We start from the raw sequence: 18,284 nt of genomic DNA, 5'->3' as shown, positions 1-18,284 counted from the left end.
AGGCCGGCAGGACGCCCTATTCGGAGCGGGGGTTTATGACAATTTTGTCACACCCCCACTCCATTATGCGACGCTATCCAAACGCGCACTTGCAAAACATATGTCGCCTGCTTCATTCTAGGGGTTGAATGTGCCATCAAGGTTGCTATGTTAGGGCTACCTGATCGGCGCTACCCTCATGGCCCGGTCAGGCTGGTGCACATCGTGCACCTCCTCCCTGAACCTTGGCCACCTCGCGCATCGCGCGAGGTGGTTTTTTAATGCCCGCCGCACAGGCAGGCATTCCTCGCTAAATCAGCATCATCACAGTAACTGCCGCAAGCTATTCTGCGGCTTGCGCCCAGCGCCTGCCGCCAGGCCCCTGCGCCAGTTCGCAGACGGTCGCAGCCAGTCGGCGAACCAGTCCCGACAGCAGATCGATCATCGGCTCCATGCCCGCCCCCGGTTCCAGAAGCTGCGAATCGAGGTAGCAACTGCGATCGATTTCCAGCTGCATGGCGTGAATCGAATCGCCGGGCGCGCCGTGCCGGTCCAGCACATAGCCTCCGGCGTAAGGCCTGTTGTGCGCCGCCTCCCAACCCTCCGCGGCAAAATGCGAAAACGCCGCGCCGACGAGGCTGCCGTGGCAACTCGCCCCGAAGCGATCCCCGATGACGAAACGAGCCGGTTCGCTTCCCGGACGCGGCACGAGCGGCGGCATCGAATGGAAATCCAGCAGCAGCGCCGCACCCCATCTGTCGCACAGCGCCGCCAGCGCGCGGGACAGCGCTGCATGATAAGGCTCGTGCACGAGATCGATCCGCGCCTGCAGCTCCGCCTCGTCCAGACGCCCCCGCCAAATCTCGCCGAAACCGGAAAGACGGCGCGGGACGAGACCCAGCCCGCTGCGCACGCGGCGACTGGGCAACGGCCGGCGCCCTTCCAAGGGAGAAGTGCGCTTGACCATTTCCCAATCGATATCGTCCGGCGCGCGATTGAGGTCGACCATCGCCCGCGGCGCCTGGGCGAGCAGCAAGGGCGCGCCAGTCGCCTTCGCCACACCGCGGGCAACCCGGTCGACAAAGCGGTCCTCCAGTCTGACGGAAACCGTGCCGGGCTTGCGCATCCCTTCCAGCAGGCGGGCGGGATAGGCCCTGCCCGCATGCGGCACCGCAATCAGTACGGGTATCGCGGAAGGCTCCTGCCCGGAAAGGACGAATGCCGGAATGCCGGGAGCATCGGGGATGCGCCCTCCGGAACCTTGTTGCGAATCATTCTCGCCCGAAGGATCGATCATGTCTTCAAGCTGACCTTTTCGTGCGCGAGTGTCAAAGCGTCCTGTTCCCGGTCAGGTAAACATTCCGAACAAGAATTTTAACCGGACAAGGTATATGCCTTGGGGCATACGAGCGCGCGTACCAGCCTACGACACGCAAACAACGAATTTGGACACGAAAACACGATGATCCGCATCCTGCTTGCCGAAGACGACCAGGCCATGCGCACTTACCTCGCCCGCGCGCTGGAGAACGCCGGTTACGAGGTGCAGGCGGTCGACCGAGGCACCGAAGCCCTTCCCTATCTGCAGAACGAACATTTCGACCTCCTGCTCTCGGACATCGTCATGCCCGAGATGGACGGAATCGAGCTTGCGCAGCGCTGCGCGGAAATTTCCCCGATGACCAAAGTCATGTTCATCACCGGTTTCGCCGCCGTGTCGCTGCGCGCGGGCCGCGAAGCGCCCCATGCCAAGGTGCTGTCGAAGCCCTTCCATCTGCGTGATATCGTTATGGAAGTTCAGCGCCTCTTCGGTCTTTCCGAGCATGTCCGGCTGTAATTCCGGCTATCCACAGGGCTACCCACAGGCTCGTGAAACTTTTTTGAAAAAACCGGTTGCCAACCTCAGGCCTCACCGTTAGAGGCCCACTCCACCGAGCGGCACTACGGAGCCGTAACGGACTGACCGAATGGTGCGGGCGTATAGCTCAGTGGTAGAGCACTATGTTGACATCGTAGGGGTCGCAAGTTCAATCCTTGCTACGCCCACCATTCGGAAGTCCTCCTAAAAGCTGGAAATTGACCGCCTCGCCTAAGCGCGAAGCACAGCGACATTCTCATGTTTTTGCGTGAGTTTTGCGTGAAGTGCCGGACCAGCCATCCTCGTCAGATCTGAAACGACGTCATTGATCCCGTCTCGCACCGTCGCGAGATAGTCCGGATCGAACACGATGTAGTGGCCCGAGGTCTTCTTGATGGCCCGGTGTCCCAGCGCGATCTCCAACTCGACCAAATCCACGCGGCGGTTCGCCAGGATGCTCGCCATTGAGTGGCGAAGCAGCTTCGGACCCCACCCCGCCGGGATGCCCATCTTCTCCTTCGCCGAATCCCAAGCCGAGCGCACAGCCGCGACCTTGTACTGAGTCGTGACGTCCTTCTGCAGCTTGGCGTCGAACGCGGTCCGCTCGTTGCAGACGAACCAGTCATCCGTTGCCAGCAGCCACGAGTGCATCAAATCCACCACGGGGAGGATCGGACGGACCTTGCGCGTCTGGATGCGGCCTGCCTGGTTTAGGAACAGCAGCCGCTCATCGCGCATCCACTGCTCCCGCTCCGGCTGGATGCTGATGTCGAAAATCGCGTCCGGGCGCGCGAGAGTGCAGATCGCCGCGATCAGGTACCTGCGGAGGGGCAACAGCCTGTCGGCATGCCCAGCGTAGTTCCCGGCGCCCTGCATCGTGTAGTCGAGCAGCTCGCCGATCGCTTCCACCGACAGGCGGAACGTCCGCGCCGAGGTCACCTGCTCGCGCGTCTTGTGCCGCAGGGGCGGGACATACCGGGTCCGGCGCTCCTTGAAGGCATAGTTCAGCGCGGCCTTGAGCTTGATGACGCTCTCCTCGACCGTCGACGCCGACCGGGGTCGCGACTTGCCGTCGATCCAGTTGCCCTTGGCATCCTTCTTCTTCGCGACGATCGGATCCGCGACGCCCCATTTGCGAAAACGGGTCAGCAGCTTGTCGTCCAGGTGATCCGGCATGATCGGCGCCGCCAGACGGCCAGCCGTCTGCTCGATCTCGAAGAATCGGGTCAGTAGCTTGAACTGGGCCTTCGTGGCGGGCGCGCTCGGCAGGTGCTGGGCGTGCTCGATCCAGTAGTCCGCGACAGCGTCTTCGACGCCGTAGGCTTCCTGCTCGGCGACAGTCGGGCGATGGCTGGCAAGGAAATGCTCGTCGAGCTTGTCGCAGGCTAACCGAACATCCGACGTGCGCGTGCTGCGCCGCTGCTGGCGCCCTGCGGCGGTGTCGTACCACCAGATGTAGAACCGGTCGCTGGCCGGCTTCCCATCCGCCCCGCGGACGTAGTCGAGCCAGAAGGGCCCTCGTTGGTAGACACCACCTTTAACCGTCGACACCGCGCCTGTTCCTCCAATGCTTGCGCCTTCGCCTTCGCCACGTTGCTGAGCATGCCCAGCGTGGCGAGAAGGTCGAGATCGTCTGCGGAGAGCTTCACCCCTCCCCTGTTGTTCACTGCCCGCGAGAGCTTTCGGTCGAGCTTGACCAGCGATTCGCAGGACGTTTCCTCATGCTGGATCATGTCGCCTCCTTCGCCTCGATGATCTCGTGGTTGCGCGTGTTCGAGAACGGCACGAAATCGTCGAGCAGAACGCCGTCCTCATCCACCTCCGCCGCGCCAAACTGGGCCTCGATGATGTGGAAGGACTGGTTGCCGTCGATGTCCGGCATGTTGGCCTTTCCTGCGACAATCGCTTCCTCGCGGCTGGGGAAATCGCCCAAGGCGTAAAGCCCCTCGCCATCGACCTCGCCGTTGTACCCGGCCCACCAGTACCAACCCGGTTCGCTGCTCATGCTGCCCTCACTTTGCTGCTGCGTTGGAATTCACCAAACGTCAGATCGGGTCTGACGTCGCTGACGGACAGCCACTTCGAGTAGCGCGCCCTTCCTCGCGTGGTGGCGACGACCTCCAACTGATAGCCGTCGTAGGAGACGATCCAGCGCCGATGCTTGTCGCCGATGGCCTCGAGGTGCGCAGAAAGCGCAGCCCGGCCTTCATTGGTGACGAAGAAGTATTCCCCCTCGCCGCCCTTCCCGTCGCCCCGCCAGTGCGGGGATGCAGCCATATCGCGGCGCAGATCGGTGTCGCCGATCACGTAGAAGTAGTTGCGGTAGGATTCCGAGAGGGGATCGACCGGGCGGCCCAGCGCGTGGTCGATGTGGTCCATCGCCTTGTTTTCCAGATATCGGTCGACTTGGCCCATGCTCACCCCTCCCCGATCTGAGAGGGGGCGGAAGGATGCTCCATGAAGTGCGTCGGCTTAACCTCGATCTGGCGGAACTCATGTTGGCATTCATCGAAGCGCGCATTGTTGTAGAACAGTGCAGCGGCGAACCAACGGCCATTCCAACGGAAGCCATCTCCGGTGCAGCGATTGCCCTCTGGGCCCCATGCGAGGCGGCAGAAGAAATACTTACCCTTTACCTCTGGCGCGGTCTCGATAGGCTGCCAGGGGGATGCCCGGCGGTTCCATGACGAGATCGCCCGCGCTTCCGCGCTGGGATGGTCGAGCCTCCCATTGAATTCAGGCTTCCCGCATCCGCCACAAATGCAGGCGACCTTGCGGCCATCCCGGATGTGGATCGTCATTGCATTGGTGCGTCCGCAGAACGGGCACGGGAGCAGTTCGCCCGCAGCGATATCGGAGGTGGTGGTGCTCATCAGGCGTGCCTTTCAGCGGGTTCGCTCCATTCGACACCGTGCTCGGCGCCGAAGGCGTAGATGCGCTGGCCCCGAGGGATGCCCTTGCGCTTGTGAGTGGTGGAGACCTTCACGGCGTCCTCAGGCGGCCAGCCAAGCTTCAGCCGGTTCCAGATGGTCGCCGCCTTTATCCCGGAGCGCTCGCCCCACTCGGTCATCGTTAGGGTTTCCCCATCGATGGCGAGAAGGCGGTTGCTGCGCTGGTTGCGCGCCTGATCGACGCGGGGCGCCCATACGCAATTCCCCGGATTGTAGCCCTGGTCATTGTCGACGCGCTCCAGGGTCATTCCCTCAGGCGGCTCACCCATGTCAGCGAAGAAGTTGTCGAACACCAACCAGTGCTCGCACACCGTAATTCCGCGCGCGCCATAGTCGGGATACTGTTTCACGTTGGGATTGGAGCAGCGCGATTTCATGCCGCACCAGATGCGGTACACCTTGGTCTTGGCCATCCCATGCCGAAGTCTTGTCATGCTGCCAGCGCCTCTTCCCGAAGGGTGGTGACATCGACGCCGGTCCAAGTGCTCCACAGGTGGAGGGCGCGCGTCGTGAAGTCGGCGCGTTCGGCCTCATTCATGGCGCGGTTGCTGGTGGACCGGCGGCGGCGGTAGATCTCGCCCGAGGGAAGCACTTGCTCGTCGTAGAGCCGGAGCTTGTCGCGGGTGATGTCGTGCAGGTCCTGCTCGTCCAAGGTCAGGTTGTGCAGGTCGTTAAGCAGCGGGGCGACCAGCGCGGCGACGGACCAGTACAGGCCCCGGCGGCGCCGGTTGGCGGTTCCGCCCTTGATCTCGCAGCGAACCTTGCCCTTAATCTCGCGCATGGCATCTTCGGCCGTGCGGTTGGCAGGCTTGAGCATGCCGAGGCGGACCTCGAACAGAAGCGGTGGGCTGTCACTGGCCATTGGTTTCCTCCCAGTCTGCGCGGCCAGGCCACGCGCTCCAGTAAGCTGCGGCCATCGCGACGGCCGATTTCCCGCCGAGGCACTCGCGCTCGAAGGTTGCCCATCCTCGGCTATGCTGGCGGTTATGATGACCGCTGCAGAGCGGGATGCAGTGACGATCTGCCACCTTAGTCCCGATGCCCTTGCCGCCCGCGTGATCGACATGGGCGGCCTCCATCTTGCCGTCGCACAGTCCGAATCCGTCGGCGGCACACTGGCGGCCGCGCAGCCACTGCTTGAAGGATTCGGCTACCTTCCATGCCGGACGCGGGGCGTTGCGGCGGCGGGGGCGAATGTCGATCTTCATCGCGGCGCCCCTCAGAACGGAATGTTATCGTCGAGGTCGTCGCCGAAACCGCCTTTATCGTCGGCCCAGCCACCACGACCGGAGTTGTAAACCTCCTTGTCGCCCGACTGGTGACCCCAGTTGCCACCGGTCCGCTGGCCGCCGCGGTCATTGCCCTCACGCTGGCCGTTGCCGCGCTGCTGCTGGCGACCGCCCTGCCCTTCGCCGCCGCTGTTGGCGCCGTCGAGCATGGTCAGCACACCGTGCATGCCGCCGACGACTACCTCGGTGGAGTATCGATCATTGCCGTTCTGGTCCTGCCACTTGCGGGTGCGGAGCTGGCCCTCGACGTAAATCTTGGAGCCCTTGCGCAGAAACCGCTCGACAACGCTGACCAGACCGTCGCCATTCACGACGATCGAGTGCCACTCGGTTCGCTCCTTGCGTTCGCCGGTAGCGCGATCCTTCCAGCTTTCCGAGGTGGCGATGCGAAGGGTCGCGATCTGCCCACCGTTCTGGAAGCTCTTCACCTCCGGATCGGCGCCCAGGTTGCCGATGAGAATGACTTTGTTGACGCTTCCGGCCATGATCAGACCACCTTCTCTTCGCGAATGGTGAAGCCGGGGATGCCGCGCACGCGGGTCGCCTCGATGCGGGCGTCACGGGTTGCCCAGCGCTGGATCAGGCCGTGGAATTCGGCCATGAACTCGGGATTCTGCTTGTAGTGACCGTAGGCGAGCGCCCAGCTGTTCCGGGCGTCGATCAGCTCAGCGTGGTAGATCGAGCGTAGCGTCATCGCGCGCTGGCCCTCGCCAGCATCGACGCGGACCTTCTCCTTCGCCACACCCTCAGCTTCCCGCAGCAGAGCCTTGGCCCCGGCAAGCGCATCCTCGGCGCGGTCCATGACGGCGAGGTCCGTGGCTTCCTTCGCCTCGGCACGGAGGGCCATAGCCTCCTGCGCAGCAACGAGAGCAGCATCGGCGGCGGCTTTCTCGCGTGCCTTGCGTTCGTCCTCGGCCTTCTGGAGCCAAGCAGCGGACAAGCGACCGGTCGCAGCGATAGCCTTCGTCAGCTTGCCGTCCGGTGTGCCCTTGAGGCCGCTGGCGACATAGCCGTTCTGCCATGCCTGGATTTCGGCAATAGCCTCGTTGTGCGGCTTCTTCTCGGTGGTGGCGTTGTCCTTCACCAGTGCGACGGCGGTCTGCATGTCACGGTGCAGCTTGCCAACGGCAGCGGCCTGCCCATCGTTCTCGATCGCCGCGCCGTCCGCCCAATTCGTGGCCTCGGTCAGCAGGTCGGCAACATGGGTGTCGATCGCGGCGCGGCCATCAGCCTTCGGTGCCGGGGTTTCCTCGGGGGGATTGTTCCCACCGATCACGGCGCGCGGGTTGGCATCGTCGCTACCGGCCAGCACCTTCGCTTCAGCCTCGGCGGTCAGGCGATCGACGTGCTCCTGGAGAGCGTCGATTTCGGCCTTCCGCTCCGGCTCGTCGCGAACCAGCTTGTTCAGCGCGTTCTTCGCGTAGGGGAGCGGCATGGAGGCGATCTCTTTGTCGCCCTTGCTGGACTTGTACATCATGGTTCGGTCGCCTCTCAGTAAGGTATTTCGTCGTCGGCAAGGTCGTTGCCGGTAGCGGTGCGGTTGGTTTCGGCCTTGGCCGCTTCGGCAAGCCGCTGTTCGAGGCGATCGATCGCGTCGTTGTACTGGCGGCTGTTGAGGTGGCGCAGATCCTTGACCTTGTAGTGGTCGATCAGGGCGCCGGGCGCGGTGCTGGTGGCCTTCATCAGGTTGGCCAGCTTCGCCCAGGCGGCATCTGGCATACCCTGCTCGCGCGTTTCACCGTCGCGATTGCCGGACTGCTGCTTGCCGGTTTCCTCGGCATGATCGGCGTCGTCGCCGTGGAGGTCACCCTTGTGCCAGAGGTCCAGCGCCATTCCAAAGCGCATGCCCGCGTTGCGAATCGCGTCGCCGATGATCTCCTTGACGGCGTTCCCGCCAGTCTTTCCATCCGCACAGCCGAAGCCATAGCGGCTATGGCCATCGACGGTGAGCTTGATCCACATGCCGCCAGGCGTGACGGGCAGGCCCAGCGACGCGGGATCGGCAACAGGCTCCCAGCCCCAGCGCTCATCGGCATCGAGAAGGCGATCAGTTGCGGCAGCGTGGCCCACGTAGTCGAGGTGAACCACCTCCGGGTGGTGCCATCCGCCGCACTCAGGGCACCGAATGCCCTTGCGATAGTCCGCCTTTACCGCGTCGTTCTGAGCCTTCGTCGGCGCAGGCTTTTTGCTGATCTGGTGTTCGGGAAAGGGTTCGCGGAGCTTCGCCAGCGGCGACGGCTCGATCTTGGTCACAGCGTTCATGTGCGTGTCCTTGAGGTCAGTGCCAGGCAGTCATCAGCGCCCAGAGAGCGCCGAGGCCGGAAGCGATGGAGAAGGTGACGACGATCAGCGTCAGTTCACGGCGGACGGACATTACTGGCCCTCCCCGCTGCAACGGCTTTCCCACCAGATGACGAAGGCAATGCCTGCGACCGGAGAGAGGGCCACGATGATGCCGCCAGCCAGAGCGAACACGCCGTACCAATCGGTGAAGGCGAAGCTCAGCGCCGACGGGTTGTTGCGGAACCAGTGAGAGATCAGGGCATCCGTGCCGAAAAGAACGGAGGCGGCGACAGCCAAGGCGAGAACGAGCCGAGCCATCAGGCGCACCCCTCATCAATGCCAGCGTTCAGGCCAGCTGCGATGTTGTCGAGCATGGCGCCGAAGCGGGCGTTTCGAGCCTCAGCAGTGTCCAGTCGGGCGATGAAGTCGTCACGCGCGGCGCACTGTTCTGCGGCGTAACGGTCCCAGCTGAACCGGGCGTCGTCGGTAGCGGCGATGAGGGCGCGCTCGGTCTGTGCGAGGCGGCTCATGCGAACTCTCCCGTCAGCTGAGCAAGTTGCGCCTGCAGTTCGGCAACGCGGGCAGCCTTGGCTTCCTCGGCGGTCGGCAGATTCCGCTCACGATCTAGACCCATCTGGATCTTGTCCGCGAAGCTGCAATCAGGAGCCCAGAGGTCGCTATGCTGCGTCTTGTTGCTGTCGAAGTAAGCTGCGGTGCAGTAAGTGCCGGCGCCCGGTTCAGAGCGGGCGGCCATCGAGAGCATCCACACCGCGTTAGGCCGCAACACGTCGCGCAGGATAGCTTCGGCGGCATTCAGCGTTTCGCGCTGTTCGGAGGTAAGGGTCAGGTCGAGCATTATAAATCCTCCATCAGCGCGTCGCGGCGGGCCTCGCCGTGCCATTCGGCAGCAGCTTCCATCTCGGCGACAAAATTTTCGAAGCACTCGTCGTGCAGTTCCTCGTCGCGGCTGCCGTCCGTCCATTCTTCGGGCAGGGTGACGTTCGGGTCGGTGGGCTTGATTTCGACGATCTCCACCGAGGGGTCCTCGGCGGGATCAGTCATCGTCTGGCGCGAACCTTTGTGGTGCGTGTAGGTCACGCGGACATCAGCCTCGCGCTCGTCCTCGCCGTCCATCCACGAGATGAACGTGGTGAAGGTGTAGTGCGCGCTCATGCCGCAATCCCCCGAGCTTCGAAGTCCCACCGCCACATCGCGGTAGCCTCGTATTCCGAGTAGCCGTTGAACTTGTGGGGATCGCCGAAGCAGTCAGCGAGAACGTCCCGAGCGTCCGGACCCATGGCAGCAATGTACGCGCGCTTGTCGGCGGCATTCTCGAAGCTGCCCATGGTGTTGGAGGCATGCTCGGCGCGCAGGCGGTCGAGAACTTCGACGGGCGATCCGGTGATCACGAGCTGATCCGTGCCCATCACCAGACGCGGGCGGTGCAGGAACAGGTCGTAGATGTCGATGTTGGCGATTACCGCCAGGACAGCCGGGGTTTCGTGCCACTCGGCGCGGCGAACCTCAGCAGTGAAACGGGAATGAATGCCCATTGGGGTCTCCATCGGTGGTCCCGGCAGGTCTGCGCTTGCGGCTCACTGCTGGGCTGATGGAGATCGTTGTAGTAGGACTGGTCCTACCTGTCAATCAGTAATGTGGGACGCGTCCTACTTTCAGTCGTAGGAATCGTCCGGATACCATTCCGGCTCGACGTCAGTACCCTCTTCAGGCCCATCGATCGCTGGCACGGGCTGCGGCAGATCGGGCACCGTTCCATCAAACGACACGCGGGCGACCGCGCCGAAGCGCGTCGCCTCCTGAAAGATTGCGGTGATGGTGTGGCCCTGCCTGATCAGCTGGGCGATGCGGACAGCGCGCTGGGACGAGACATAACCCAGCTGCACGCCGCGCTCCGAGTAGACGGCGATCGCGTGTTCGTCGGCCGGGTTGTCGGGTTCCGGTCGAAGCTCTAGCGGGTCTCCGGGCGCACAGAGAGCAATCTCAAACCGGCGGCCGGGGCTCTTGCCCTTATTTGGAAAGTCCGCCCCGACTATGAGTAAGGATACTTGAGAAATCGGCAATGGATTCTGCTCATTCGGTGGGTGGTGTATCGGACCCGAAGTCCTCTTCTCCCCGAGCGATAGCTCCGGTCACCGACGATACTAGAATGAATATACTTCTATACAAATCATGCATAACAAGTCCGTTAAGGATTATTATAGACGAACATCCTGTTATACATAACGATCTTATAGTTTCGTCTTCCGGATAGGCTCCATACACAAAAAGACAAGTCAATGCCAATCCAAACGCCCAGAAAATTGTCCACGCATTAGAATTTATCTCGCTACGGGCTTTCCTGGCCGCCTTTTCAGCTGCGTCTTTATTTGAGGACGAGCCTATCATGCGACTGATCGTTAAATGAATGTTTGCGACCGAGGCAAAAGTGATGGTTAGCGCCACCACAAGAACCGATACCAGGTCTGGCCCCATGAAAGCTTTGACAAACTCGTTCTTCGGCAGGACGCTTGGCCTGCTAACGCTAAGGCTTCCCATGATCGCAATAAATGCGAAAAGGATGCCAATGCGCCAAACAAAAGAACGCTTATACTTCATCACCGAAAAGCCAGTTTCTCACACGCTTCATGAACGGGGCGTGATTAGGGGTGGGTAATTCTTCGTCCGGGACCTCTTTTGTCACCTTGCCGTTAGCTGTGCCATACAGCAGCCGCCGCTTTCGATCTCGAACTTCGGCGTCACCGCCCCCAGCCATGGCAATGCGAGCACTTGCATTCATATGATCTGTATCAGGATTCATTTTACCGGGCTCGGCTCGGTAGACGTGTTTCTGGACGTCAGGATGAGCCTCAATTTGAACCGCTTTCACGAAATTGTAAACTTCGTCGTCTGCGCTTAGCGCATTAGGAGGAATGAAAGTAAAGGCGATCTCGGCAATCTTGTGCCTCTCGCGCCGGATCACCTCGAAATACTCTCGTTCATCCTCAAAATGTTTCACATAAACAGACCAGTCTGCGATATCAGTCTTAGTCGAGATGTAATCAAAAAATGAAGTCAGTATAGGTTTCGGCGCACCAAGCTTGCGGTTGAATTGCATCCAAGCAGTTTGGTCCTTCGAGACTGAAAGTACAAACACTGCTCCTTCAAAGTTCTCAGCTTCGTATGTCTCAAGGCTTTCATCATGCAAAGGAACTGGAGCAGCCCGACGGAAAATGCCCCCAACATACGGCCCGTCAACCTCCAGAGGTATAAAGTCAAATCTTCGACCAGTCCGCGAATGTAGGAACGAACGCTCCTCGCCAAACGCGTCTATTAAGAACTGACTGCGGCTACGGTGAGACTCATCTGGACCAATTGCTTGCAACAAAGGGCCTTGCTCCGTACGCGCCAGTGAGATCCTTAGCTTTTCAAACTCCGCCATTCAGCCCCCGCTGCATTACAGTATAATTACTTCCTACGGCAATCTTACGGACTTCAAATTCCGCGCGCCAGCCAGATTGCCCTACCCTGTATTCGTAAATCAGCCGCATCAACTTCCATATCCGGCACCGTCGGATTATCGGAGATTACCAGCACCCGGCCACGGCCCACATTACGTAAACGCTTCAGTCCTGCTGCACCGTACACATCGATCCAATAGACACCATCCTGACGGGCCAGCTGGCGCTCCGTCGTGTCGATCAGGATCACGTCACCCCAATTCAGGGTCGGATACATGCTGTCGCCGATGCCGGTGACCAGCTTCAGGCGGTTAGATGGGGTGCGGGTGATCGCCTGGATGAACGCCAGGTCGAAGGTGACAGGCTCCGCCTCTACCCAGTCCTCGATCAGCGTTCCCGGCCCCATCGACAGGGAGAGGTCGAGTTTCTGGATTTGGACCACGTCGTCAGCCACGATCATCGGGTGATTTGATGGAGCCTCGGCGCCGACGTGTCCGATAGGAACCGGCTCAACATCTTCGCCACCGATCGCACGCTCAAAGAGCTCTCTCGGCTGACCGAGGACCTCGGATATGGCATTAAGCTGCGCGAGGCTCGGGTTCTTACTTTTTCCGCGATCGATGTCGTAGATCGGCTTTCCCTTGGTGCCGAACATCGCCTGCAGCTGCTTATCGTAATAGTCGCGCCTCTGCGGCATCGCCGCGACGGCCGCGCGGATAAACCGCTGTAGGGGAGTAGTGTCCTCTTGCATGTAGGGCGCATCCCACTTTCCGGGGGTTTCCGGAAGGCTGGGACTTATCCCACTTTGTCCTATTGACGGTAGGACCTGTCCTACGTTACAAGCGTGGGCATGTCCAAGCATCACCCTGACCTGCTGGCCGAGATCGAAGCGTTCGTGGCGAAAGCCGGGATGTCTGAGATCACCTTCGGCCGAAAAGCGATGAGCGATCCACACTTCGTGCGAGACCTTCGGAACAATCGGCGCCTTTGGCCGGAGACCGAGGCAAAGGTCCGCCGGTGGATCAAGGCGCAGCGCGCGCCGCGAAAGGCCGCAGCATGAGCGCGCTCTGGGTGAACGAGTACCTTCGGGAAGCCTTTGAGCTCATCGAAGCCGCTCACAGCGAGATACCCCGCACCAATGAGAGCCGCGACGCCCTTTGGCAGCTCTCTTGCGCGATGAGGAGCGTCGAGCAGGCCGACACCGCAATCGGCACCCTTGATGGCGCTGTGCCTTGGTCGCCGTCATCGCCGGAAGGTCGCCTATGATCGGCCTCACCAGAAAGCAGAGCAGCCTGCTCTCCTACCTTACGGGCTATATCGAGAGCACGGGCGGAGTAGCGCCGAGCTTCGACGAGATGATGTCGCACCTGCGCATCAACTCCAGAGGCACGCTGTTCAATCGGCTGCGCGCCCTCGAAGAACGAGGACGCATCCGCCGTTCGCCGAACCGAGCGCGCGCTATCGAGATCATAGACGTTGGACCGCTCCACGCCGTGTCCACTGCCGACCTCATCGCAGAACTCGAACGCCGCCGTGTCGGGTCCGTCCAGACCAATCCAGAAGTCGTGGGGGTCTGAGCCATGGCTGATGACTGGCAGGTCGGTGATCTCGCGCTCTGCGTCGACGACACGAACTTGGCGATGGGTCTGATCCGCAAGGGGTCGATCTATCGCGTGACGGACCTTTCCCACGGCGTCCACGTCAAGTTCGGGCCTCAGATTGCCCTCCACTTCGAGGGTGTCGACGACATCATGGGTCACGCGGCTATCCGCTTCCGCAAAATCCGCCCCCTGACCGACGAAGAGCGCGAAGCCTTCGAAGCGGACCTCCGCGTCCCCGGTCACGATCTCCCAACCCACACCCCGCATGCCCCTGCCCGCGAGGTCGTGACCCTGCCCGCCCGGTCTGAAACCCACACCCCCCTCCAAGGCCGGGCGGGCTCTTTCAATTTCGCTGCTCATACGCAGCCTAATGCACTCTGACAGGACGACAATCATGGATCGCAAGTCGCAAATCCTCGACCGCCAGAAGCGCATGTTCCGCATTGCGCAGGACCCCACCCGCTACGGCCTCACGCTCAAGATGATCGCCGCCGATGCGGACCTCGGCCTCGACAGCGTGCGCAACTACGCCGCTGGTGAGACGGTCATGCCGATGACGGCGCTGGACGCTCTGGTCGATGTCCTGCCGGACGAGCTGCTTTCGCTCCTGCTGCCCGCTGGCCACGCGATCGTCTCTGTCCCTGAAGGCATCTGCCACGACGAGATCGAGAAGGCGGCGCGCGAGTTCCTGGCGGCCAAGGGCGAGGCCCACCACCCCGATAGCCCCGGCGGCCGTGAACTCGCTGACTGCGAGGTCGTCACGCTCAATCGGAAGGCTGCGAAGCTCCGCGCCGTCGCCTGAGCCAGCCACTCCCTTTCCCCTCCCCACGGAGAACCGACATGCTTTCCACCGACCCCGCACAGATCTCCATCCCCGGCACCGAGCGCAAAGAGCATCGCGCCGCCGACGATCGCCTTCGCCTGCTGATCGAGCGCATCGAGCGCTTGGAGGAAGAAAAGAAGGGGATCAGCGACGATGTTCGCGACGTGTACGGCGAAGGCAAGGCCGTAGGATATGACGTGAAGATCATGCGCCAGATCATCCGCCTCCGGAAGATGAAACCGGACGATCGCCGTGAAATGGACATGCTGCTCGACACCTACAAGATCGCGCTGGGCATCGACTGATGCTGTCCCGGCTCTTCCGGCGCGCCGCTGCGCCCGTGCCGCCCACCACCCCGGTCGCGGCATCGAAACTCGCCAGCCACGGCGCCGAGAAGCGCCGGGCCGCAGCCCGCAAGATCATCCGCGATCGTGCCGACCAGATGCGCGCCGACATGCGCGCTCGCGGAATCGACAAGCCGGCCATCGATTGGAGTGCGCTGTGACCGCGATGTCCGAAAGCGAGTACCGACGCCGCTGCTATCTGCCTGGGCAGATCGAGGCCGCGCGCCGCAAGCTAGCCATGCTCGAAGCCGAGGCGCGCCGGTATGGCATGACCGAGCTTATCGAGCAGCCGAAGGCTACGCGCCAGTGAGCCGGGTGATCCCCCTTCCCTGGCCGGACAAGCGCCTTTCGCCCAATGCTCGCTCGCACTGGTCGCGGACCTCACGCGTCAAGCGCAATGCTCGGCAAGAGGCTGCGCTGCTAGCGCGCGCCGCCCTCGGCCCTGGCGTGAAGGCCATTGGCGTAGAACTGGCCGAAGCCGGGTCGATCCCGGTGAAGATCACCTTCTATCCCCCTGACCGCCGCTTCCGCCCTGAGTACCATTTCGCCGAGCCTGAAAAGCCCGGCCGGATCGAGGTGATCCTGTGAGAGAACGGCTACACGGCCACGAGAGCCGCCGTCGCAAGGCAATGAAGGCGTTTTGCCCGCAATGCGGCGCGATGCCCAATCACCGTTGCGTGGGAACGCGTGGCAACCTCCGCTCTGCCCTGCACCGCGACCGATATGCCGTCACTAGCGGCGAGGTGCCTGCATGAGCAATCACCTCACCTCCGAAGTGTACAAGCGCCAGGTGGGCAATATCGCCCGCAAGGCCGTCATGGTGCTCATGGCAGACAAGGCCAGCGATGACGGCTCCGGCATCTGGGCATCGAAGCAGCGCATGGCAGACGAGATCGGTGCGTCGAAGCAGACCGTCATCGCGACCATCAAGGCGCTCATCGAAGACGGTCTCCTTCGGGAGCATGGGCAGCGCCGCTGCGCCAACGGATACACCGTCGAATACGCGATCAATGTTCGCGCCCTTCGCTCGCTGCCGCTCGTAAAATCACATGCGGATGACCAGTCAGAGAATTTGACCGGTCAAGCTGCTTCACCGGTCAAGAGGACAGACCCCACCGGTCAATCTCCTTTACCCCACCGGTCAGAGAATTTGACCCAAACCACCCTAGAACCATCCTTGAACCTATCGGATGCTTCGCATCCTCAAGACACGCGCCCGCCCGCGAAGCCTTCCCGGAAGACTGAGCCGAAGGCCAAGCCGGCAATTCCCGACTGGATGCCTACGGACGCTTGGAACGGATATCTCGAAATGCGGAAAGGCATCGGCAAGGCGCCGACGGACTACGCGATCAGCCTGATGATCGGAAAGCTCGAGCGCTGGCGCGCCGATGGCCACGACCCAGCGACCATCTTGAATACCGCCACCGAATGCAACTGGACCGGCCTCTACGAACCCAAGGAAAACCGCAATGGAAACTCTCGGAACAACGCTGGCCCGCATCATGCCCGCAACGGCGGAAGGCCAAAGGACGGCGCCATCGCTGCGCTTGATCGAAAAATGGGACTGGACGGCGGCCCTAGCGAACTCCGGTACCATGACGATCGCGCAGGCTCGCCAGATCGCAGTCGCGCCCTTGCCGGTCCTCGTCGCCTGTTCTGAGCAGCAGTTCGACGAGTGCTTGCGCATTCTGCTGGCCAACCTGCCCAAGCGCAACTCCGACGACCTGAGCGGTGACCTCCTGATCACCGCCTATTCCGGCAAGCTCGGCGGTTTCTCGCGGGAGCAGATCGGCTACCTGACCGATCAGGCCTTGGAGCGCTGCGAGTGGTTCCCGACGATCAAGCAGTGCCTGAGCATCATTGCGGAATGGAAGCGCGATGACGACGCCCTGCGGCTCCAGGAACGAGCGAAGAGCATGGTGCTTTGGGAGCGTCAGGCCCGGTTCGACGAAATGATGGGTCGCCTTGCCGCGGGGACCGTCGGTCAGGACGAGATCGACGCGCTGCCGGACCAGTGGAAGGCGGTGGGCGAGACCCGATCCTATCTGCGCCGCGAGGATGACGGTCGGTACGTGTCGCGGGTCGATGCGCGCCCGGTGCCGGAAGCTGCCGCCGACCGCACGGAGACGGCTGCGCATACCCGCGGACCGTCCTGCCGCAAGTGCCACGACCTCGGTCGCATCCTCACTCTCGAAGGAGAAGAGGCTGATTGTCCGGAATGCGGAGTACCCGCCGCATGATCCGCGCGATAACCCGCTGGCTGGCCGAGCGCCGGGTAGCCCGACTTCACGCAGCCCTTGTCGACGAGGCGCGCGAAGATTGGTCGGTAGTCCAGACCTACAAGGTTCAATGCGTCTGGTCCGATCGCGACGACGATCTGGCCGGTTACTGGGTTTTCGCCGCCGAGCAGAATGGGCTCGGGGATCGGCGCGCCGTCATCGTCGCCCGCCCGCCAAGCCCTTGGCCGCAAGAGGGCGATCCAAAGAACAAGATTTGGGCAGGTTTGAAAGAATGGGAGGCCCGCGCCGAACGGAAGTCCATCCCTCGCAAGGAGATTGCTTGGTGAACGCGATCACCACCATCATCCCCGCCGGCGCCCCGGCCACCACCCAAGAGGAATGGATCGAGCGCGGCCGCACCCTCGCCGACCAGCGTCGTGAAGTGGACTGGGCACTTGGCGATTGGATGGCCGAGGGCAAAGAGGCTGGATACCTCACGCAATCCGGCTTCGACTTCCTGAGCGAGAACCTCGGCCTCGCCCCGAAGCGCCTGAAGGACGCGCTCAAGGCTGCAACGACGTTCCCCCCAGCCCTGCGCGACCGCACCCTGTCGGTAGACCACTACGCCGCGGTCGCCTCGCTTCCCCAGGATGAGGCCCTGCCCCTGCTGAAGCGCGCCAGCACCGACCACCTGCCGGTGAACGCTCTCCGGGAGCATGTGACCCAGCGCCGTTATGAGACCGGGGCCAACTTCGCGGACGACGACACGGACAGCACGCTCTGCACCCTGATCGTCCGCGCATGGAACCGCGCCACCCCCGAAGCCCGAGAGAGCGCCTTCGAGCACTTCAAGCTCGCCGCCTCCCACGGGTTCGCAATTGTTGACGAAGACGAGGCCTCCGATGTCGAAGAGTAAGCTCCTGCCCACCTCTGCACCGAAGCCCATCCCGCCGGAGTTCATGGAGAAGTTCAAGAAGCACGGATGGCGCCGGGTCGAACAGATCTGGGGCAAGTCCACGGTGCTCGCCTGGCGCAAGGCGATCGGGGCGAAGCGCATGGCTGCTGAGCGGAAGCGGTTCCTGAAGGAGGAAGCTGCGCGATGAGCGGCCCGCTACGGAACGAGAAGCACGAACGGTTCTGCCAGGCACTCGTCGGCGGGGAGACGCTAGGGCAGGCCTATGTCACCGCCGGTTACAAGCCGAACGAGAAGAACGCGGCCCGCTTGAAGAAAAATGAGGGGGTTACCGCTCGTATCGCCGAGTTGCAGGAAAAGGCGGCTGACATGGCCGTCCTGACTGCCGCAGACATCGCCCGCCAGCTCGACGAGGACCGTGCCTTTGCGAAGTCGGTTCAAGCTGCGGGTGCGATGGTCGCCGCCTCCATGGGCAAGGCCAAAGTCCTCGGCCTGATCGTCGACAAGACCCAGCACACCGGCGCCATCAACATCACCATCAACCCTGAGGACGCGGCCCTTTGACC

The 18,284-nt window shown here is 62.3% G+C and carries 35 protein-coding genes and 1 tRNA gene; 17 read left to right on the top strand and 19 right to left on the bottom strand.

All coding sequences use genetic code 11. From position 1 onward, the window contains the following. Nucleotides 1-322: 322 nt before the first annotated feature. On the bottom strand, nucleotides 323-1,276 hold the full coding sequence (locus tag ACZ1II_RS12440) for an N-formylglutamate amidohydrolase (RefSeq protein WP_465146721.1): 954 nt from the start codon (nucleotides 1,274-1,276) through the stop codon (nucleotides 323-325). A 165-nt stretch (nucleotides 1,277-1,441) separates the two neighbouring features. Here ACZ1II_RS12440 and cpdR point away from each other — a divergent pair, with 165 nt between their 5' ends. Then, nucleotides 1,442-1,816: a cell cycle two-component system response regulator CpdR gene (gene cpdR / locus ACZ1II_RS12435; RefSeq protein WP_465146720.1), complete on the top strand. Its 375-nt coding sequence runs from the start codon at nucleotides 1,442-1,444 to the stop codon at nucleotides 1,814-1,816. Between the two features lie 137 nt (nucleotides 1,817-1,953). Next, nucleotides 1,954-2,028, top strand: a tRNA-Val gene (locus ACZ1II_RS12430). 40 nt (nucleotides 2,029-2,068) lie between these two features. On the opposite strand, the gene ACZ1II_RS12425 is transcribed toward ACZ1II_RS12430, so the two are convergent. From ACZ1II_RS12425 to ACZ1II_RS12340, 18 genes are all read right to left on the bottom strand, one after another. Next, nucleotides 2,069-3,388 carry a tyrosine-type recombinase/integrase gene (locus tag ACZ1II_RS12425; protein ID WP_465146719.1) on the bottom strand — a complete coding sequence of 440 codons (1,320 nt, stop codon included), beginning with the start codon at nucleotides 3,386-3,388 and terminating at the stop codon, nucleotides 2,069-2,071. A gap of 178 nt (nucleotides 3,389-3,566) precedes the next feature. Beyond that, entirely contained in the window at nucleotides 3,567-3,842 is a 276-nt protein-coding gene (locus ACZ1II_RS12420; RefSeq protein ID WP_465146718.1) for a hypothetical protein, read from the bottom strand. After that, nucleotides 3,839-4,252, bottom strand: coding sequence for a hypothetical protein (locus ACZ1II_RS12415; protein ID WP_465146717.1), 414 nt, complete (start codon nucleotides 4,250-4,252; stop codon nucleotides 3,839-3,841). The genes ACZ1II_RS12420 and ACZ1II_RS12415 overlap by 4 nt, the downstream gene beginning before the upstream one ends. A gap of 2 nt (nucleotides 4,253-4,254) precedes the next feature. After that, nucleotides 4,255-4,710 (bottom strand): Lar family restriction alleviation protein, encoded by a 456-nt coding sequence (locus ACZ1II_RS12410; RefSeq protein ID WP_465146716.1) that lies wholly within the window; start codon nucleotides 4,708-4,710, stop codon nucleotides 4,255-4,257. Beyond that, nucleotides 4,710-5,201, bottom strand: a complete 492-nt coding sequence (locus ACZ1II_RS12405) for a hypothetical protein (RefSeq protein WP_465146715.1) — start codon at nucleotides 5,199-5,201, stop codon at nucleotides 4,710-4,712. Before ACZ1II_RS12405 ends, ACZ1II_RS12410 begins: the two co-directional genes overlap by 1 nt. 17 nt (nucleotides 5,202-5,218) lie before the next feature. Continuing rightward, nucleotides 5,219-5,650 (bottom strand): hypothetical protein, encoded by a 432-nt coding sequence (locus ACZ1II_RS12400; protein ID WP_465146714.1) that lies wholly within the window; start codon nucleotides 5,648-5,650, stop codon nucleotides 5,219-5,221. Then, nucleotides 5,640-5,996, bottom strand: a complete 357-nt coding sequence (locus ACZ1II_RS12395) for a hypothetical protein (protein ID WP_465146713.1) — start codon at nucleotides 5,994-5,996, stop codon at nucleotides 5,640-5,642. Before ACZ1II_RS12395 ends, ACZ1II_RS12400 begins: the two co-directional genes overlap by 11 nt. Before the next feature lie 11 nt (nucleotides 5,997-6,007). Further along, complete coding sequence (ssb, locus tag ACZ1II_RS12390) at nucleotides 6,008-6,562, bottom strand: single-stranded DNA-binding protein (RefSeq protein ID WP_465146712.1); 555 nt, start codon at nucleotides 6,560-6,562, stop codon at nucleotides 6,008-6,010. A 2-nt stretch (nucleotides 6,563-6,564) separates the two neighbouring features. Then, nucleotides 6,565-7,554, bottom strand: a complete 990-nt coding sequence (locus tag ACZ1II_RS12385; protein ID WP_465146711.1) for a hypothetical protein — start codon at nucleotides 7,552-7,554, stop codon at nucleotides 6,565-6,567. Nucleotides 7,555-7,568: 14 nt separating this feature from the next. After that, nucleotides 7,569-8,339 carry a hypothetical protein gene (locus tag ACZ1II_RS12380; RefSeq protein WP_465146710.1) on the bottom strand — a complete coding sequence of 257 codons (771 nt, stop codon included), beginning with the start codon at nucleotides 8,337-8,339 and terminating at the stop codon, nucleotides 7,569-7,571. Nucleotides 8,340-8,450: 111 nt separating this feature from the next. After that, complete coding sequence (locus ACZ1II_RS12375; RefSeq protein WP_465146709.1) at nucleotides 8,451-8,678, bottom strand: hypothetical protein; 228 nt, start codon at nucleotides 8,676-8,678, stop codon at nucleotides 8,451-8,453. Continuing rightward, nucleotides 8,678-8,890, bottom strand: a complete 213-nt coding sequence (locus ACZ1II_RS12370) for a hypothetical protein (protein ID WP_465146708.1) — start codon at nucleotides 8,888-8,890, stop codon at nucleotides 8,678-8,680. The genes ACZ1II_RS12375 and ACZ1II_RS12370 overlap by 1 nt, the downstream gene beginning before the upstream one ends. Next, nucleotides 8,887-9,216 carry a hypothetical protein gene (locus ACZ1II_RS12365; RefSeq protein ID WP_465146707.1) on the bottom strand — a complete coding sequence of 110 codons (330 nt, stop codon included), beginning with the start codon at nucleotides 9,214-9,216 and terminating at the stop codon, nucleotides 8,887-8,889. Before ACZ1II_RS12365 ends, ACZ1II_RS12370 begins: the two co-directional genes overlap by 4 nt. Beyond that, entirely contained in the window at nucleotides 9,216-9,533 is a 318-nt protein-coding gene (locus ACZ1II_RS12360) for a hypothetical protein (protein WP_465146706.1), read from the bottom strand. The genes ACZ1II_RS12365 and ACZ1II_RS12360 overlap by 1 nt, the downstream gene beginning before the upstream one ends. Further along, the gene (locus tag ACZ1II_RS12355) at nucleotides 9,530-9,913 is read right to left on the bottom strand and encodes a hypothetical protein (RefSeq protein WP_465146705.1); all 384 of its coding nucleotides are present in this window, start codon (nucleotides 9,911-9,913) and stop codon (nucleotides 9,530-9,532) included. The genes ACZ1II_RS12360 and ACZ1II_RS12355 overlap by 4 nt, the downstream gene beginning before the upstream one ends. Nucleotides 9,914-10,033: 120 nt before the next feature. Beyond that, nucleotides 10,034-10,441, bottom strand: coding sequence for an HIRAN domain-containing protein (locus ACZ1II_RS12350; protein ID WP_465146704.1), 408 nt, complete (start codon nucleotides 10,439-10,441; stop codon nucleotides 10,034-10,036). Nucleotides 10,442-10,965: 524 nt separating this feature from the next. Continuing rightward, complete coding sequence (locus ACZ1II_RS12345; RefSeq protein ID WP_465146703.1) at nucleotides 10,966-11,799, bottom strand: hypothetical protein; 834 nt, start codon at nucleotides 11,797-11,799, stop codon at nucleotides 10,966-10,968. Between the two features lie 53 nt (nucleotides 11,800-11,852). After that, nucleotides 11,853-12,569, bottom strand: coding sequence for a S24 family peptidase (locus ACZ1II_RS12340; RefSeq protein WP_465146702.1), 717 nt, complete (start codon nucleotides 12,567-12,569; stop codon nucleotides 11,853-11,855). A gap of 99 nt (nucleotides 12,570-12,668) precedes the next feature. Between ACZ1II_RS12340 and ACZ1II_RS12335 the strand changes: the two genes are divergently transcribed. From ACZ1II_RS12335 to ACZ1II_RS12265, 15 genes are all read left to right on the top strand, one after another. Then, the gene (locus ACZ1II_RS12335; RefSeq protein WP_465146701.1) at nucleotides 12,669-12,878 is read left to right on the top strand and encodes a hypothetical protein; all 210 of its coding nucleotides are present in this window, start codon (nucleotides 12,669-12,671) and stop codon (nucleotides 12,876-12,878) included. Beyond that, entirely contained in the window at nucleotides 12,875-13,084 is a 210-nt protein-coding gene (locus ACZ1II_RS12330; RefSeq protein ID WP_465146700.1) for a hypothetical protein, read from the top strand. The genes ACZ1II_RS12335 and ACZ1II_RS12330 overlap by 4 nt, the downstream gene beginning before the upstream one ends. Beyond that, entirely contained in the window at nucleotides 13,081-13,395 is a 315-nt protein-coding gene (locus ACZ1II_RS12325) for a LexA family protein (protein ID WP_465146699.1), read from the top strand. Before ACZ1II_RS12330 ends, ACZ1II_RS12325 begins: the two co-directional genes overlap by 4 nt. 3 nt (nucleotides 13,396-13,398) lie before the next feature. Then, nucleotides 13,399-13,800, top strand: coding sequence for a hypothetical protein (locus tag ACZ1II_RS12320; protein ID WP_465146698.1), 402 nt, complete (start codon nucleotides 13,399-13,401; stop codon nucleotides 13,798-13,800). Between the two features lie 13 nt (nucleotides 13,801-13,813). Then, entirely contained in the window at nucleotides 13,814-14,221 is a 408-nt protein-coding gene (locus ACZ1II_RS12315; RefSeq protein ID WP_465146697.1) for a hypothetical protein, read from the top strand. Nucleotides 14,222-14,259: 38 nt separating this feature from the next. Beyond that, on the top strand, nucleotides 14,260-14,547 hold the full coding sequence (locus ACZ1II_RS12310; protein WP_465146696.1) for a DUF2312 domain-containing protein: 288 nt from the start codon (nucleotides 14,260-14,262) through the stop codon (nucleotides 14,545-14,547). Beyond that, a complete protein-coding gene (locus ACZ1II_RS12305) occupies nucleotides 14,547-14,747 on the top strand; it encodes a hypothetical protein (RefSeq protein WP_324695471.1) in 201 nt (66 codons plus the stop codon). Before ACZ1II_RS12310 ends, ACZ1II_RS12305 begins: the two co-directional genes overlap by 1 nt. After that, a complete protein-coding gene (locus ACZ1II_RS12300) occupies nucleotides 14,744-14,896 on the top strand; it encodes a hypothetical protein (protein ID WP_465146695.1) in 153 nt (50 codons plus the stop codon). The genes ACZ1II_RS12305 and ACZ1II_RS12300 overlap by 4 nt, the downstream gene beginning before the upstream one ends. Further along, a complete protein-coding gene (locus ACZ1II_RS12295) occupies nucleotides 14,893-15,174 on the top strand; it encodes a hypothetical protein (protein ID WP_465146694.1) in 282 nt (93 codons plus the stop codon). Before ACZ1II_RS12300 ends, ACZ1II_RS12295 begins: the two co-directional genes overlap by 4 nt. Before the next feature lie 163 nt (nucleotides 15,175-15,337). Continuing rightward, the gene (locus ACZ1II_RS12290) at nucleotides 15,338-16,246 is read left to right on the top strand and encodes a helix-turn-helix domain-containing protein (RefSeq protein ID WP_465146693.1); all 909 of its coding nucleotides are present in this window, start codon (nucleotides 15,338-15,340) and stop codon (nucleotides 16,244-16,246) included. Then, a complete protein-coding gene (locus ACZ1II_RS12285; protein WP_465146692.1) occupies nucleotides 16,182-16,826 on the top strand; it encodes a hypothetical protein in 645 nt (214 codons plus the stop codon). Before ACZ1II_RS12290 ends, ACZ1II_RS12285 begins: the two co-directional genes overlap by 65 nt. Next, nucleotides 16,823-17,152 carry a hypothetical protein gene (locus ACZ1II_RS12280; protein ID WP_465146691.1) on the top strand — a complete coding sequence of 110 codons (330 nt, stop codon included), beginning with the start codon at nucleotides 16,823-16,825 and terminating at the stop codon, nucleotides 17,150-17,152. Before ACZ1II_RS12285 ends, ACZ1II_RS12280 begins: the two co-directional genes overlap by 4 nt. Next, nucleotides 17,149-17,721, top strand: coding sequence for a hypothetical protein (locus ACZ1II_RS12275; protein WP_465146690.1), 573 nt, complete (start codon nucleotides 17,149-17,151; stop codon nucleotides 17,719-17,721). The genes ACZ1II_RS12280 and ACZ1II_RS12275 overlap by 4 nt, the downstream gene beginning before the upstream one ends. Further along, nucleotides 17,708-17,908, top strand: coding sequence for a hypothetical protein (locus ACZ1II_RS12270; protein ID WP_147222467.1), 201 nt, complete (start codon nucleotides 17,708-17,710; stop codon nucleotides 17,906-17,908). Before ACZ1II_RS12275 ends, ACZ1II_RS12270 begins: the two co-directional genes overlap by 14 nt. After that, complete coding sequence (locus tag ACZ1II_RS12265; protein ID WP_465146689.1) at nucleotides 17,905-18,282, top strand: terminase small subunit; 378 nt, start codon at nucleotides 17,905-17,907, stop codon at nucleotides 18,280-18,282. The genes ACZ1II_RS12270 and ACZ1II_RS12265 overlap by 4 nt, the downstream gene beginning before the upstream one ends. The last annotated feature ends 2 nt before the right edge of the window (nucleotides 18,283-18,284 follow it).

The sequence above is a fragment of the Novosphingobium sp. BL-S-20 genome, from assembly GCF_055521635.1.
This window is presented reverse-complemented; position numbering and strand designations above follow the sequence as displayed.

Coding starts and splice junctions, on each gene's coding strand:
- ACZ1II_RS12440 (WP_465146721.1), bottom strand. CDS start 1,276: ATGATCGATCCTTCGGGCGAGAATGATTCGCAACAAGGTTCCGGAGGG.
- cpdR (WP_465146720.1), top strand. CDS start 1,442: ATGATCCGCATCCTGCTTGCCGAAGACGACCAGGCCATGCGCACTTAC.
- ACZ1II_RS12420 (WP_465146718.1), bottom strand. CDS start 3,842: ATGAGCAGCGAACCGGGTTGGTACTGGTGGGCCGGGTACAACGGCGAG.
- ACZ1II_RS12415 (WP_465146717.1), bottom strand. CDS start 4,252: ATGGGCCAAGTCGACCGATATCTGGAAAACAAGGCGATGGACCACATC.
- ACZ1II_RS12410 (WP_465146716.1), bottom strand. CDS start 4,710: ATGAGCACCACCACCTCCGATATCGCTGCGGGCGAACTGCTCCCGTGC.
- ACZ1II_RS12405 (WP_465146715.1), bottom strand. CDS start 5,201: ATGGCCAAGACCAAGGTGTACCGCATCTGGTGCGGCATGAAATCGCGC.
- ACZ1II_RS12400 (WP_465146714.1), bottom strand. CDS start 5,650: ATGGCCAGTGACAGCCCACCGCTTCTGTTCGAGGTCCGCCTCGGCATG.
- ACZ1II_RS12395 (WP_465146713.1), bottom strand. CDS start 5,996: ATGAAGATCGACATTCGCCCCCGCCGCCGCAACGCCCCGCGTCCGGCA.
- ssb (WP_465146712.1), bottom strand. CDS start 6,562: ATGGCCGGAAGCGTCAACAAAGTCATTCTCATCGGCAACCTGGGCGCC.
- ACZ1II_RS12385 (WP_465146711.1), bottom strand. CDS start 7,554: ATGATGTACAAGTCCAGCAAGGGCGACAAAGAGATCGCCTCCATGCCG.
- ACZ1II_RS12380 (WP_465146710.1), bottom strand. CDS start 8,339: ATGAACGCTGTGACCAAGATCGAGCCGTCGCCGCTGGCGAAGCTCCGC.
- ACZ1II_RS12375 (WP_465146709.1), bottom strand. CDS start 8,678: ATGGCTCGGCTCGTTCTCGCCTTGGCTGTCGCCGCCTCCGTTCTTTTC.
- ACZ1II_RS12370 (WP_465146708.1), bottom strand. CDS start 8,890: ATGAGCCGCCTCGCACAGACCGAGCGCGCCCTCATCGCCGCTACCGAC.
- ACZ1II_RS12365 (WP_465146707.1), bottom strand. CDS start 9,216: ATGCTCGACCTGACCCTTACCTCCGAACAGCGCGAAACGCTGAATGCC.
- ACZ1II_RS12360 (WP_465146706.1), bottom strand. CDS start 9,533: ATGAGCGCGCACTACACCTTCACCACGTTCATCTCGTGGATGGACGGC.
- ACZ1II_RS12355 (WP_465146705.1), bottom strand. CDS start 9,913: ATGGGCATTCATTCCCGTTTCACTGCTGAGGTTCGCCGCGCCGAGTGG.
- ACZ1II_RS12345 (WP_465146703.1), bottom strand. CDS start 11,799: ATGGCGGAGTTTGAAAAGCTAAGGATCTCACTGGCGCGTACGGAGCAA.
- ACZ1II_RS12340 (WP_465146702.1), bottom strand. CDS start 12,569: ATGCAAGAGGACACTACTCCCCTACAGCGGTTTATCCGCGCGGCCGTC.
- ACZ1II_RS12335 (WP_465146701.1), top strand. CDS start 12,669: ATGTCCAAGCATCACCCTGACCTGCTGGCCGAGATCGAAGCGTTCGTG.
- ACZ1II_RS12330 (WP_465146700.1), top strand. CDS start 12,875: ATGAGCGCGCTCTGGGTGAACGAGTACCTTCGGGAAGCCTTTGAGCTC.
- ACZ1II_RS12325 (WP_465146699.1), top strand. CDS start 13,081: ATGATCGGCCTCACCAGAAAGCAGAGCAGCCTGCTCTCCTACCTTACG.
- ACZ1II_RS12320 (WP_465146698.1), top strand. CDS start 13,399: ATGGCTGATGACTGGCAGGTCGGTGATCTCGCGCTCTGCGTCGACGAC.
- ACZ1II_RS12315 (WP_465146697.1), top strand. CDS start 13,814: ATGGATCGCAAGTCGCAAATCCTCGACCGCCAGAAGCGCATGTTCCGC.
- ACZ1II_RS12310 (WP_465146696.1), top strand. CDS start 14,260: ATGCTTTCCACCGACCCCGCACAGATCTCCATCCCCGGCACCGAGCGC.
- ACZ1II_RS12305 (WP_324695471.1), top strand. CDS start 14,547: ATGCTGTCCCGGCTCTTCCGGCGCGCCGCTGCGCCCGTGCCGCCCACC.
- ACZ1II_RS12290 (WP_465146693.1), top strand. CDS start 15,338: ATGAGCAATCACCTCACCTCCGAAGTGTACAAGCGCCAGGTGGGCAAT.
- ACZ1II_RS12285 (WP_465146692.1), top strand. CDS start 16,182: ATGACGATCGCGCAGGCTCGCCAGATCGCAGTCGCGCCCTTGCCGGTC.
- ACZ1II_RS12280 (WP_465146691.1), top strand. CDS start 16,823: ATGATCCGCGCGATAACCCGCTGGCTGGCCGAGCGCCGGGTAGCCCGA.
- ACZ1II_RS12270 (WP_147222467.1), top strand. CDS start 17,708: ATGTCGAAGAGTAAGCTCCTGCCCACCTCTGCACCGAAGCCCATCCCG.
- ACZ1II_RS12265 (WP_465146689.1), top strand. CDS start 17,905: ATGAGCGGCCCGCTACGGAACGAGAAGCACGAACGGTTCTGCCAGGCA.